This window comes from Variovorax ureilyticus, assembly GCF_050632185.1.
GTDB classification, from domain to species: Bacteria; Pseudomonadota; Gammaproteobacteria; order Burkholderiales; family Burkholderiaceae_C; genus Variovorax; species Variovorax ureilyticus_A.
Genome location: NZ_CP192579.1, coordinates 131,389 through 143,817, shown reverse-complemented (window position 1 = coordinate 143,817; position 12,429 = coordinate 131,389). Strand labels below are relative to the sequence as shown.

At 70.0% G+C, this 12,429-nt stretch carries 10 protein-coding genes and 2 pseudogenes; 6 read left to right on the top strand and 6 right to left on the bottom strand.

What is annotated here, in order from left to right; translation table 11 throughout:
* Window positions 1-70 precede the first annotated feature (70 nt).
* Entirely contained in the window at window positions 71-424 is a 354-nt protein-coding gene (locus ACQ858_RS00660) for a hypothetical protein (RefSeq protein WP_431274977.1), read from the top strand.
* On the opposite strand, the gene ACQ858_RS00655 is transcribed toward ACQ858_RS00660, so the two are convergent.
* Complete coding sequence (locus ACQ858_RS00655; protein WP_431274976.1) at window positions 421-1,194, bottom strand: PP2C family protein-serine/threonine phosphatase; 774 nt, start codon at window positions 1,192-1,194, stop codon at window positions 421-423. The genes ACQ858_RS00660 and ACQ858_RS00655 overlap by 4 nt on opposite strands.
* A gap of 19 nt (window positions 1,195-1,213) precedes the next feature.
* Complete coding sequence (locus tag ACQ858_RS00650; RefSeq protein WP_431274975.1) at window positions 1,214-2,389, bottom strand: serine/threonine-protein kinase; 1,176 nt, start codon at window positions 2,387-2,389, stop codon at window positions 1,214-1,216.
* Between the two features lie 169 nt (window positions 2,390-2,558).
* Here ACQ858_RS00650 and ACQ858_RS00645 point away from each other — a divergent pair, with 169 nt between their 5' ends.
* A complete protein-coding gene (locus ACQ858_RS00645; protein ID WP_431274974.1) occupies window positions 2,559-3,350 on the top strand; it encodes a crotonase/enoyl-CoA hydratase family protein in 792 nt (263 codons plus the stop codon).
* A gap of 19 nt (window positions 3,351-3,369) precedes the next feature.
* On the opposite strand, the gene ACQ858_RS00640 is transcribed toward ACQ858_RS00645, so the two are convergent.
* Together ACQ858_RS00640 and ACQ858_RS00635 are read right to left on the bottom strand one after the other, a co-directional pair.
* The gene (locus ACQ858_RS00640; RefSeq protein WP_431276948.1) at window positions 3,370-3,675 is read right to left on the bottom strand and encodes a hypothetical protein; all 306 of its coding nucleotides are present in this window, start codon (window positions 3,673-3,675) and stop codon (window positions 3,370-3,372) included.
* Window positions 3,676-3,782: 107 nt separating this feature from the next.
* Window positions 3,783-3,953, bottom strand: a pseudogene (locus ACQ858_RS00635) (TagF domain-containing protein); the annotation flags it as partial.
* A gap of 293 nt (window positions 3,954-4,246) precedes the next feature.
* On the opposite strand from ACQ858_RS00635, the gene ACQ858_RS00630 reads away from it, so the two are divergent.
* A complete protein-coding gene (locus tag ACQ858_RS00630; protein WP_431274973.1) occupies window positions 4,247-5,104 on the top strand; it encodes a beta-1,6-N-acetylglucosaminyltransferase in 858 nt (285 codons plus the stop codon).
* A gap of 15 nt (window positions 5,105-5,119) precedes the next feature.
* Here the strand turns inward: ACQ858_RS00630 and phnD (ACQ858_RS00625) are convergent, their stop codons facing one another.
* Together phnD (ACQ858_RS00625) and phnD (ACQ858_RS00620) are read right to left on the bottom strand one after the other, a co-directional pair.
* Window positions 5,120-6,094 carry a phosphate/phosphite/phosphonate ABC transporter substrate-binding protein gene (phnD, locus tag ACQ858_RS00625; protein WP_431276944.1) on the bottom strand — a complete coding sequence of 325 codons (975 nt, stop codon included), beginning with the start codon at window positions 6,092-6,094 and terminating at the stop codon, window positions 5,120-5,122.
* Between the two features lie 43 nt (window positions 6,095-6,137).
* Window positions 6,138-7,138, bottom strand: a pseudogene (gene phnD, locus ACQ858_RS00620) (phosphate/phosphite/phosphonate ABC transporter substrate-binding protein).
* A gap of 241 nt (window positions 7,139-7,379) precedes the next feature.
* Here phnD (ACQ858_RS00620) and ACQ858_RS00615 point away from each other — a divergent pair.
* The 3 genes from ACQ858_RS00615 (at window position 7,380) to ACQ858_RS00605 (ending at window position 12,427) form a co-directional block, all read left to right on the top strand.
* Window positions 7,380-9,269: an ATP-binding protein gene (locus ACQ858_RS00615; protein WP_431274972.1), complete on the top strand. Its 1,890-nt coding sequence runs from the start codon at window positions 7,380-7,382 to the stop codon at window positions 9,267-9,269.
* Window positions 9,270-9,458: 189 nt separating this feature from the next.
* A complete protein-coding gene (locus tag ACQ858_RS00610; protein ID WP_431274971.1) occupies window positions 9,459-10,430 on the top strand; it encodes an ABC transporter substrate binding protein in 972 nt (323 codons plus the stop codon).
* Window positions 10,427-12,427, top strand: a complete 2,001-nt coding sequence (locus tag ACQ858_RS00605; protein ID WP_431274970.1) for a hybrid sensor histidine kinase/response regulator — start codon at window positions 10,427-10,429, stop codon at window positions 12,425-12,427. The genes ACQ858_RS00610 and ACQ858_RS00605 overlap by 4 nt, the downstream gene beginning before the upstream one ends.
* Window positions 12,428-12,429 lie beyond the last annotated feature (2 nt).

The window sequence follows — 12,429 nt, the reverse complement described above, 5'->3', positions numbered from 1 at the left end:
ACTCACGGCAGAACGCATGGCACAGCCACCCAACCCACCCCGCGCGACAGGCTACGCCCGCACGCAATTCATGTTCGTCAAGATCCCCGTCGTCGCCGACGTGGACGACCTGTACCACCAGCGCGAGGACCGCATCGACCAGGCGCTCAAGGCCAAGAGCCTCGGCACGGTGATCGGCTGGGGCGACTCGCTCGGCGAGGTGCGGGCCGGCGGATCGCCGCGGGTCGCCTACACCCGCGTCGATCTCGACGTGGCGAACGTCGAGGCCGCGCGGGTCGCGCTGCAGGAGGTGCTCGCGGCGATCGGCACGCCGGCCGGCACGGAGATCCACTACACCCGCGACGGCGCCAGCGTGGCCGACGTCTACGCTCCGCCGGAATGGCGGCTTGCGCAGCCGGTGGCGTACGGCGTACGGCAGCGTTAGGGGCCGAGCGGCAACGGCTGCGTCGTTTCATCGTCGGAGTGCAGCCACATCGCGACGGCGGTGTAGTTGTCGTAGCCGGGCGCGGCAAGCAGCCTGATCTCCGCGTCGATCGTGTCGATCCACTGCCGTGGATCCCGCGACGCCCGCAGGATCTCGCCCAGCCGCTGGTCGCCCAGCACCTCCCAGACGCCGTCGCTGCACAGCAGCACCACGTCGCCCGCCCACACCGGCATGAGCCCGGAAACGTCGATCTCGATGTCGCCGTCCGGTGCACCGAGGGCCGAGAGCAGGAGGTTGCGCTGCGGATGCAGCCGCGCGCGCTCCTCGTCGATCATCCCACCGTTGACCAGTTGCTGGACGAGGCTGTGATCGATGGTTCGCGCCACCTGCTCGCCATCGCGGAACAGGTAGGCGCGACTGTCGCCGGTATGGGCCCAGGCGAGTTCGCAAGCCTCCAGGTCGACGACGGCGAGCACCACGGTCGAACGCATGTCCGCCAGCCTGCCACCCTCCGCCTGGCGCGCGACCACATCGCGGTTGGCCTGTTCGAGCAGATGTCGCAGCCTGCCGCGCTCCAGCCCCGGCGAAGCGGCCAGGGCGTCGAGCACGCTCGATCGTGCGACGTCGGCGGCCACGTCCCCACCGCCATGCCCGCCCGCACCATCGGCCACGAGGCAAGCGGCGAAGCGGCCGTCGGTCCACTGCCCGAACACGTCCTCGTTGTAAGGGCGACCGCCCTGTTTCGAGACGGAGACGATATCGATATCCACCAGCCGGCCTCGCTTCGGTTCAGTGGACGCCGAACGCCAACCACACCGCAAGGGCGATGGCGAGCGGCAGGCCCGCGGCGACGCAGGCAGCCACGGCGAGCAGCCGGCGCTGGCGTTTCGTCGCGGGTGCGGTGGCTTGCAACGGCTGCGCTGCTTGGGCTGCCTGCCGGCCCGGCGCGAGACGCAGCGGCGCCGGCGCAGGCTCGAGCCCCAGCGCCTCCCGGAACGCCGCCATCGACTGCGGCCGCGATTCGGGCCTCACCCCGAGCCCCGCATCGATCGCGCTGAGCAGGCGTTCGCTATAGCGCTGGCGCAGCGCCTCGCTCCGCGCCAGCGGCAAGTAGCTGTCGGACAAGAGCCGCGCCACCGACGGCGGCGGCGGCCGTCCGCACACCGCGACGTGCAGCACGGCCGCGAGCGCGTACACGTCGGTCCATGCGCCCTGAACCATGTCGGGCGCGCTGGCGTACTGCTCGACCGGCGCATAGCCCGGCTTGAGGATCACGGTGATGGTCTGCGTCTTGTCGCTGATCACGCGCCGCGCCGCGCCGAAGTCCAGCACCACCGGCCGCCCGGAGCCTTCGAGAAGGATGATGTTGTCCGGCGCAATGTCGCGGTGATAGCAGTGCGCGGCATGCATGACCATCAGCGCCTGCGTGACGCCGTCCATCACCTTCAGCAGCCAGGCTTCCTGCGCGATACCCGGCGAGGCGGCCAGCGCCTGCTTCAGCGTGTCGCCGCGATAGAAGGGCATGACCATGTACGCCGTGCCGCCCTCCTGCCAGAAACGGTAGACCTTGAGCAGCGACGGATGACCGAACTGCGCCAGAAGCCGCGCCTCGTTGATGAAGCCGCGCATGCCGAGCTCGAAGGTTTCCCGGTGCCGCTCCGACAACGGCACCACCGCCCCGTCGGGCCGCCTCGCCGACAGCGACGACGGCAGGTATTCCTTGATCGCGACCACGCGCTCCAGCACCGGGTCCCAGGCCTCGTAGACCACGCCGAAGCCGCCCTGTCCGATGATGCGCGTGATCTCGAACTCCGCGAGCCGCGCGCCGACCGCGAGAAGGCCCGCGCCGACGCGGCGCGGCGCCGAGCGCACGGCGGGCGCCACGGTGGACGCGAGCGAAGGCGGAACTGCAACCGGCGCCTCCCGCCCCGCCGGAGGAGCCGAAGCCGACGCACGGGGATTCACGCTGCCTCCGGAGACGACTCAGGGAGCGTCAGTGTCCGGCGCTGAGGCTGCGCGGGAAATAACGCGAAAGGCCTACGGCGGAGGACGCATCCGCGTTGCACCCGCCGCTTGGCGTCGACGCCGGATGTTGCCTAGGATGGGCGCCACCTCCCCCAGAGTCAGGCCGGCCATGGACAGCGCTTCCCCACCCGTTCTCTTCGAAACCCACGACGCGATCTGCACCATCACGCTCTCCCGCCCCGGCAAGCGCAACGCGGTCGACGGTCCCACCGCCGCGGCGCTGCTCGCCGCCTTCGGGCGCTTCGAGGCCGACGAGACTCTGCGCGTTGCGATCCTCACCGGCGGCGGAGGCCACTTCTGCGCAGGCGCCGATCTCGCGGCGGTGGGCAACCCCGCGCTGCGCAACGAACTGACGCCGGAGGGCAGCGGCCACGGACCGATGGGGCCGACACGGATGGCGCTTTCGAAGCCGCTGATTGCCGCGGTCAATGGTTACGCGGTGGCAGGAGGCCTCGAACTCGCGCTGCTGGCCGACCTGCGCGTGGCCGACGAGGACGCGGTGTTCGGCGTCTTCTGCCGGCGCTGGGGCGTGCCGCTGATCGACGGCGGAACGGTGCGACTGCCACGCATCGTCGGGATGGGGCGCGCGCTCGACATGATCCTCACCGGCCGCGCGGTGCCCGCATCCGAGGCGCTCGCGATGGGGCTGGTCAACCGTGTGACGCCGCCCGGCGGCGCATTGGCGGCGGCCCGGGAACTGGCAGAGCAGATCGCCGCATTCCCCCAGCAGTGCATGCTGACCGACCGGCGCTCGGCCTATGCGCAATGGGATCTGCCGCTCGCCGAGGCCCTGCGGCAGGAAGGCGCGAAGGGTGTGCCGATGGTGTTTGCGGAAGGCGAGGCCGGCGCGGCGCGCTTCGTGCGCGGCGCCGGTCGCCATGGACAGTCCGCAGACCGGTGAGCCCGACCGACCTGCGCGCTCACGGCTCTTTCGCCGCGGGCACTTCCGCGCCGGCGGCACAGCCGAAGAGCGCATCGAACTGATCGTCCTGCGGCAACTCCTGGCCGGCCATGCCGAGCCCGTGCTCCGCGGTAGGGTCGGTCAGCCAGAGGGACTGGCCGACCACCGGCAGGGCCAGCGCCGCACCGGGATCGCCGGCCGGCGTCCCGGCAGAGGCGAAAAGCTGATGCAGCCGCACCTCGAAATGCGCCGCGTCGAGGTTTTCCTGCCAGCCTTCGCGCGCGGCGCGGCTTGCCAGCCCCCACCACTGCCGCAGGCGTGCCAATGCATCTCCGCGCAGTTCGCTTTCGGCCGCCCCGAGCTCGGCCGCGAGCGTAAAGGGAAATGGCGGCCCATGTCGTCGACCGAAGGGACGAGCACGCCGACCCAGCCTTGCGCGTCGACCACTTCGTTGCCGAGGACGAAGCACCAGCGCGGCGCGTCCAGGTAGTGATCGGCCCAATGCGGATGGCAAAGCTGCATGCGCGCGATGCCGGCGCGCAGCCAGCGGCCCCACGCCTCGCGAAAGCTCTGCGGCAGGCGACGGTGCGAGAAGTCACCCATGCCCGGCAGCCTCCCGAGCCAGCCCGGCGCCGCATCTGAAAAGAGGGAACTTGTCTGCCCGTGCACGACGCCTCCGGCTTGGCAAACATCCAGTTTCCTGCGTCGGCGCGTTGCAACATATCTGGCCGATGGCGTAAGGCGCCGAAGACGGTCAGCCTAATGCAAAGGACCTAGAAACGCCCTTCGGCTCGATTTTCTGTTACAAATAGAAAGGCTACTTTCCACTTGTAATGCAACGAAACCGTCTTCCGGCACGACCCCGCGGGGAAGGAATCCAAGGCGTTCGAATTGCCGTGCTCGTCCTTCTGCACAAATGGACGGACCAGCAGAAGCGCCTCGTCGAATTCCTCGCCCGCGAGTACGAGGTGTTCATCCATGCCGACAAGCGATCGAAGCTGACGATCGAGCCCCGCTCGCCGCGCGTCCACGTCTACAGCGAATACAGGAACTACTGGGGGCACCACAGCCTGAACAAGGCCACGCTCTTTCTTTTCCGGCAGGCCGCGCGGACCGGCTTCGACCGGTACCTGCTGATTTCCGGCGAGGACGTGCCGCTCAAGCCGCTGCACGAAATCACCCGCTTCTTCGCGACCAACGACCAGGAGTTCTTCGAGCACCACGCGATGCCGCGTGCGCAGTGGTCCGGCAACGGAGGCTTCGACCGGCTCGATTTCTTCTATCCCAAGGTGCTGTCCCGGGGCCCGGCCAATCCGCTCGCCAACAAGCTCAACATCCTGCTCGAGCGGCTTAACCGGCGCCTCCTGATTCCGGCAATGCGCAAGTTCGGGCGGCGGCCGCGCCTGCCGGTCGACTACTGGGGCGGCGGCCAGTGGCTGAATCTGTCGGGCCACTGCGTCACGCAGATGCTCGCGTGGCTCGATGCCAACCCCTGGTTCGAACGCAAGTTCCGATGGACCCGGTGCTCGGACGAGATCTTCTTCCACACCCTGATCTTCAACTTCGTTTCGGACGTGGAAGTCCGCAACGACCACCTGAGATACATCGAGTGGCACCCCGGGCCGGAAATCCCCCAGGTGATGCGCGAATCCGACCTCGACAAGATGCGGCAATCGCCCGCGCTCTTCGCACGCAAGTTCGACCTCGACGTCGATGCGGCGGTGATCGACGCGCTCTATGCAGGTCTGAACTGAGCAGCCGCCTGCCGCTCAGCGGCTGTCCGCGCGCAGCACCGCCTGCTGCTGGGCGTAAGCCTGCTCGATGCGGTCGAGCTTCGCCTGCCGCGCTTCTTCGCTGACCCAGCGGGCGTTGAGGGCGCTTTGCCGCGCGAGCTGGTATTCCAGCCGGGCGGCAGGAAGCAGCGCCTTGTTGTCTGCCGCCGCATAGCCGAGGCTCGCGTGCAGGTCCTTCAGCGTCTCGCGCTGCGCGTTGCCGCGCACGCCCGGCTCGCGCCCGTAGCCGGTGAAGAACGCACGCAGTTTCTTCTGGAACTCGGGCGGGAGGTCGCGCCGCGCCACGATCGGCGCCTGCGGCGTCGGGTCCGAGCGCCAGACGACCTGAAGCCGCCCCGCCTCGGCCGGGAACTGGTGCCGGAAGCGCTCGAAGTCGGTGGTGTTGTTGGTCGCGACGTCGGCATCGCCGTTGGCCACCGCGAGCGCCGTGGCCTGGTGCGTACCGACCATCTCGCTCTTGAAGCGCGTCTCCATCTCGACGCGGTGCGGCAGGAAGAGCTGCACCTGCGGCAGGATGAAGCCCGACACCGAGCGGCTGTCGCCGCGCGCGAGCCGCCATCGCTCCGGATGGGCCAGCAGGTCATCGAGGCTGCTCAGCGGCCCGTCCTTGCGCACGAGCAGGATGGCACGATGGTCCGGATCGCCGGGATGCCGCTTCACCTGCACGAGCACGTTCATGCGCCGCTCGGTCACCGCATCGAGCGCCATCTTCGCGGACAGCAACGCGAGGTCGACCTCGTTGCGCTCGATCGCCTGGCCGAGCGATTCGTAGGTCGTCACCGAAAGCACTGTCACCGGCCGCCCGACGGCGCGCGCCAGATCGGCCAGGAGCGGCGCCCAGCCGTCCTTCGACTCGACCGCGCCGCCGATCGGCAGCACACCGAAGCGCAGTGGCTCGGCCACGTCCCGCGCGACGGCGAAGGCATGCCAGCCCAGCGCCGCCAACAGCATGCAGCGGCCCACGAAGACGATCCAGGCTTTCCTCACGATGCGATCAACGCGGCGCGTCTCCGCGAAGCTCGGCCATCTGCTCGGCATAGGTGGCCTCGATCCGCTGCAGCCGCGCCTGGCGCGCGGCCTCGCTGACCCACTGCGAGTTCATCGCGCTTTGCCGCGCGAGCTGGTAGGCCAGCTTGGCGGCGGGCATCAGCGAGGTGTTGTCGGCCGCGACGAAGCCGGCGAGATCGTGCAGCGACTTCAGCACGGCGCGTTCCGCATCGCCGCGCGGGCCCTTGCCCTTGGCGTAGTCGACGAGGAAGCCCTGCACCTTGCGGCGGAAGGCGTCGTCGTACTCGCGGCGCATGACGATCTGCGCGTGGGGGATCAGCTCGGACTCCCAGATCACCTGCAGTCGGTCGGCCTCGGCCGGAAACTGGAGCTTGAAGCGCTCGAAGTCCGCGGTGTTGTTTGTCGCCACGTCGGCCTCGCCGTTGGCCACCGCGAGCGCCGTCACCTGGTGGGTCCCGACGACTTCGCTGCGGAAGCGCGTCTCCATCGCGATGTGATTGGGCAGAAAGAGCTGCAGCTGCGGCACGATGAAGCCGGACACGGAGCGGCTCTCGCCACGCGCGATGCGCCACTTTTCGGGCTCGGCCAAGAGGTCCTTGAGGCTGGTGTAGTCGCCGCTCTTGCGGGTGAGCAGCAGCGCCCGGTAGCCCGGCAGGCCGTCGTGGCGCGTCACCTGCGCGATCACGTTCATGCGGCGCAGCGTCACCGCATCGAGCGCCATCTTGCCGGACAGGAACGCCATGTCGACCTGATCGCGGCGGATCGCCTGTTCGAGCGCCTCGTACGACGTGACCGAGAGCATGCTCACCGGACGGCCGATCACGCGGCTCAAGTCCGCGAGCAGCGGCTCCCAGTCGTTGCGCGACTCGAAGGCACCGCCCAGGGGAGGATGCCGAAGCGCAGCGGTGCGGCGTTCGACGCGGTCTGCGCCGAGGCCGGCTGAAGATTCATCAGCCCCGCGAGGCCCATCAGTCCGACCAGAAGCATCGCCCCGACGTGCATCAGCCGCGCACACAGGCGACGCACCGCCGACCGGAACCGGTCCGGCCGGGCATGTGGCGCGCTGGAACTGCTGTGAACCGGGGCCTGCATCGGGCTTGGAAAAGAACGCGGACGGTTGAATTCACAATTAGAAACTATCTTGAACAATTCCCGTGTCGTTTTTCTCCATCCATGTTTTTCGATCGGTAACGTATAACGGGACCCGCGCGCCGCTCGACATCCGTCCATGAACTGGTCCTTCCGTGCCTTCCGCCTCCTGCACCTGACGCTGGCCCAACAACTCGTGCTGCTGGCCCTCCTGCCGGCCACGGTCGCCACCCTGGGCGTCATCGCGGTGCTGACGCGCCAGCATCTCTCGAACGTGACCGAACTGGTCCGCGCCAACGCGCAGACAGTGGCGCTGCAGGTCGCGACAGTGGCGCAGTCGCAGATCCAGCGGATGGACCGCCGCGCGCTGCAACGCACCGCGCAGTCGGGCAGCTACCAGCCGCATGTGCAACAGGTGCAGATCTGGTCGGAGGACGGCGAGATCGTCGCCAACTCGGAGACCACCGACCGCGCGCGCGGCGAAGGGCTGCAGGTGGTGGCGCCGATCATCGGTGACGACGGCAAGAACGCGGGCAAGGTGATGGTCGAGATGAGCCTCGACGCGGTGGGGAGCGCCAAGCACGCCGTGTGGTTCAACGTGGTGCTGGTGCTCGCCGCGAGCCTCGTGGGCGTCGGCCTCGCGGGCTGGTGGGCCGCGCGGCGGATCAGCGCCCCCATCCGCGAGCTCGGCGAGGCGGTGGAGCGCCTCGGCGCGGGCGAGGATGCGCAGGTGACCATCGAGGGCACGGCCGAGGTCCGCCGCCTGCAGGACGGCTTCAACCAGGCGGCGCGCGCGCTGTCCGAAAGCCGCAGCCAGCTCGAAAGCCGGATCACCAACGCCACGGCGGAGCTCGCGCGAAAGAACCAGCAGCTCGAAGTCGCGAGCCAGGCGAAGACCCGCCTGCTCGCCGCCGCCAGCCACGACCTGCGCCAGCCGCTGCATGCGCTCACGTTGTTCTCCGACGGCCTGGCCAACGGCGAGACCGACCCGGCGAGGCTTCAGCGCATCGGCCACATCCGCGAGTGCGTGGAATCGCTCGACCGGCTGTTCACCGAGCTGCTCAACCTCTCGCAGCTCGACGCCGGCGTGCTGCAGCCGCAATGGACGGACTTCCCGCTCGACACCCTTTTCGACGAGATCAGCCGCAACTTCCGCGCGGTGGCCGAGCAGCAGAACCTGCGCCTCGTGGTGCGCAAGACCGACGCGTGGGTGCGCTGCGACTACGTGATGCTCTCGCGCATTCTCAACAACCTCGTGTCGAATTCGCTGCGCCACACCGTCGAAGGCGGCGTGCTGATCGGCGCGCGGCGGCGGCGCAAGGGCATCCGCATCGACGTCTGCGACACGGGCGTCGGCATTGCGGCGCACCACCAGACGCGGGTCTTCGAGGAGTTCTACCAGGTCGAGCCGCAGGGCGGGCGGCAGGGCGGGCGCGACGCGCGCGGGATGGGCCTCGGCCCGGCGACGGTGCAGCGTCTCGCGGCCTTGCTGAACACGCGCGTCGAACTCAGCTCCCGACCGAACAAGGGCACCTGCGTGCGCGTGGTGGTGCGCGCCACCGAACCGCTGGTGCCGATGCCCGCGCCTCCCCTGCTGCCCGCGGGCCTGATGGCGGAGGACGATGGCGGGCTGCGCAACATCCGCGTGCTGGTGATCGACGACGAGCGCACCATCCTCGAGGGCCTGCAGGTGGTGCTCTCCAACTGGGGCGCCGAGGTGCTGGCCGCGCAGAGCCGCAGCGAGGCCCTCGCCCTCGCGAGCGCCTGGGACCGGCCGCCCGACGTCGTGGTGAGCGACCTGCTGCTGCAGGGCGGCGACAACGGCCTCGATGTGCTGGCCGCGCTGGAGCGCCACCCCAACGGCATCGGCCCGGCCACCGCCCGCCTGCTGGTCACAGGCGAGACCAAGCCCGACCGCCTGCGCGAGGTCGCGAGCGCAGGGGTCACGGTGCTATACAAGCCGGTCTCGCCGAAGGTGCTGCGGCAGGCGATCGCGGCCCAGCTCGCGACCGTGCGCGAGCTCGCGTGAGGTAGTCCGACCCTACGCCGTCAGACATAGGCCGTCAGGCCGCGAACCGGCTCGCGCGCCCCCTCACAATCCGACCACGCGTCGAGGGGACATAAGCCCTCTGCCTTATCGCGTGCAAAGAGCCGCGTCCGTACATTGGGCTCCATCACCCATTGCGGATGCGGTTCGATGTTCGCCACGCTTTTCCCCATGCTGCTTCGAAGGACGCGCACCATCCCGGTCGCGGCATTCGCCTGCGCGGCGACGGCATGGAGCGGCGCGTGCGCAGCCGGACTGACCACCGTGCTGATGGGCGACGAGAGCGCGCCTTATGCCGAGTTCGTCCAGCAGTTGCGCAAGATGCAGGAAGCGGGCAGCCACCTCGACCTGATCCGCCTGACCGCCGGGCAGCCCGCATCGGGACCGTTCTCGGGCGCCCCGTCCGCGGTGCGGCCCCGTGGCGCCGTCCCGGCGGACGCGCCGGTCACCATGGCCGTCGGCGTGGCCGCAGCGCGCTCGGCGATCGAGCGCCCCGGACAAGACCCGCTGGTGCTCGCCATGCTGAGCCGGATCGACTACGAAAGCCTCAAGACCAACCCCGCGATGCGGCACCCGGCACGCCAGATCGGCGTGCTGCTTCGCGATCCGGCCATGGCCGACCAGCTCGCGCTGATCGATGCGGTGATGCCGCACAAGCGGCGCCTCGGCGTGGTGGCCACCGGTGAATCGGCACCCATCTTGAACGAGTTGCAGAGCGCCGCACAGGGCTGGGACCTGCAGGTGGAGTTCGCGCCAGACGCGAAATCGCTCGCGGCGGCGCTGCGCGTGCTGGTGCCGCGCAGCGATGCGCTGCTCATCCTGCCCGACAGGATCGGCGACGACCAGGCCGCGACACTCGCGGTGCTGCGCGCCGGCGCGGGTGCCGGCTTGCCGGTCTTCGGCGCCAGCGACGGGCTGGTGCGCTCCGGCGGACTCGCGGCCGCGGTCTCCACACCGGCGCAACTGGCCCAGCAGGCGCTCGCGCTCGGGCAGAAGCTGGCCGCCAACATCGGGCCGCGCGGCGTGGTCGTCGAGGCCGCGACTCCGGCGACGGTGCGCGTCAACACCACCGTGGCGCGCGGGCTCGGCTTGCGGCTGCCCGAAGAACGTGAACTCACGGAGCGGGTCACCGCGATCAGATGACCTCCACCCCCTCCATGATCGCGCCGTCGTCCGACGCACGGCCGGACGACCCGGCCGCCACCCCGAGCCGCGACCTCGTCGTGGCCGGCAACCTGCAGCGCGACCTGTTCCGCCTGGGCGTGGTGCCCTGCGTCATCGTGGCGCTGGCACTCACCGGCTGGTTCACACACAGCCGCCTCGATGCGCTGGAAGCGGCCTTCGATGCCCAGGGGCAGGCGGTCGCGCGCCAGGTCGCGGCAATGTCCGACCTGAGCCTCTACGCGGGTGACGTGCCGGCGCTGCAGAACGTGGCCAACGCCGCGCTGCGCGGCGGACAGGTCACGCGCGTCGAGATCAGCAACAGCGCGGGCGTGTTCGTTTCCGCCGGACCGAAGACCGCGCCGATGGGCCAGCTTCGCATGTTCACCGCACCGATCACGCTGCGCGAAGCCTCGCGCGCCGCCGCCTTCGCGCCGGCCGGCTCGACCACCGCGGGCGACGCGCCGATCGGGCTGGTCCAGACCTTCCGCGACATCACCGCCTATGCGCACGAGCGCACCCGCCTGCTGATGGCCGGCATCGGCATCGCGATGCTCGCGCTGCTGGCCGCGTGGGCCTGGGTGCGCCATACCGCGCGGGCGGTCGCGCAGCCGCTGCGCCGCATCTCGCGCACCGTCGCCGCGCTGGAAGCCGGTCAGTTCGATGCGCGCTGCAACGTCGTCACCCCCGGCATGGACGAAGAAGACGACGATGCGCGCGGCGGCAGCCGGCGGGCGCGGCACGAGTTCGCCAACCTGGCGCACGACATCAACCGCCTCGCCGAACGGCTTCAGCGCAACCAGCAGATCAGCGACGAACAGGTCCGCGAAGCCACCGCCGTGGCCTTGCAGCGCATGGCCGAGGCCGAGCAGGCCGCGCTGTCCCGCGCGCGCTTCCTGGCCGCCGCGAGCCACGACCTGCGGCAGCCGCTGCACGCGATGGGCCTCTTCATCGACGGCCTGCTGCCCACCGCCAATCCGACGCAGCGCCCCGCGGTGCTTCGCCTCCAGGAAGCCACCGACTTCATGGGTGTGCTGCTCGACGATCTGCTGGAGATCTCGCGGCTCGATGCGCAGGTGCTGACGCCCGCGATCGCCGGGGTGTCGCTCGCGGGCCTGTTCGACCAGCTCGAGGCGCAGCATGCCGCCGCAGCGGCCGCGGCACGCGTGCGGCTGGTCTGGAAGGACCGGGGGCTCGCCGTCAACACCGACCCGGCGCTGCTGCTGCGCATCATCGGCAACCTGGTCGGCAATGCGATCCGCCACACGCCGTCCGACGGCACCGTGCTCGTGGTCGCGCGCCGGCGCAACGGCGCAGTGCGCATCGAAGTGCGTGACAACGGCGTCGGCATCGCGCCGATCCACCAGACGCGCATCTTCGAGGAGTTCTACCAGGTGGCGAACACCGAGCGCGACCGCCGCCAGGGCTTCGGCCTGGGCCCGGCGATCTGCGCGCGCATCGCGCTCTTGCTCGGCACGCGCATCAAGCTGCGCTCGGCGCTGCAGGCGGGCAGCACCTTCTGGCTCGACCTGCCGATCGCACATCCGCGCGAGGTCGCGCCGTCAGCGAAGGAACCCACGGCCGCGGCCCCGCTCGCCGGGCTGCATTGCCTCGTGGTGGACGACGACCCGGCCATCCTCGACGGCAGCCGGACACTGCTCGAACTCTGGGGCTGCCAAGTGGATTGCGCTTCCACGCGCAAGGAGGCGCTGACGCGGCTCGACAAGTCCGACGCGCATTTCGACGTCGTGCTGTGCGACCTCCAGCTCGAGGGCCAGGAAGACGGCATGGAAGTCATCGAGGACACGCGCCGCCTGCAGCCCGATGCGCTCGCGGTGCTGGTCTCGGGCGCCACCGGGCCCGAGGCGCTGCAGCGGCTGCGCAAGGGCGGTGTGATGCTGCTGACGAAGCCGGTTGCGCCGGCGAAGCTGCGGGCCCTGCTCTCGACGAAGCGCACCCCCATCCTCGCAGCCTGCTGAGC

Coding starts and splice junctions, on each gene's coding strand:
- ACQ858_RS00615 (WP_431274972.1), top strand. CDS start 7,380: ATGAACTGGTCCTTCCGTGCCTTCCGCCTCCTGCACCTGACGCTGGCC.
- ACQ858_RS00610 (WP_431274971.1), top strand. CDS start 9,459: ATGCTGCTTCGAAGGACGCGCACCATCCCGGTCGCGGCATTCGCCTGC.
- ACQ858_RS00645 (WP_431274974.1), top strand. CDS start 2,559: ATGGACAGCGCTTCCCCACCCGTTCTCTTCGAAACCCACGACGCGATC.
- ACQ858_RS00660 (WP_431274977.1), top strand. CDS start 71: ATGTTCGTCAAGATCCCCGTCGTCGCCGACGTGGACGACCTGTACCAC.
- ACQ858_RS00605 (WP_431274970.1), top strand. CDS start 10,427: ATGACCTCCACCCCCTCCATGATCGCGCCGTCGTCCGACGCACGGCCG.
- phnD (WP_431276944.1), bottom strand. CDS start 6,094: ATGCTGTTGGCGGCGCTGGGCTGGCATGCCTTCGCCGTCGCGCGGGAC.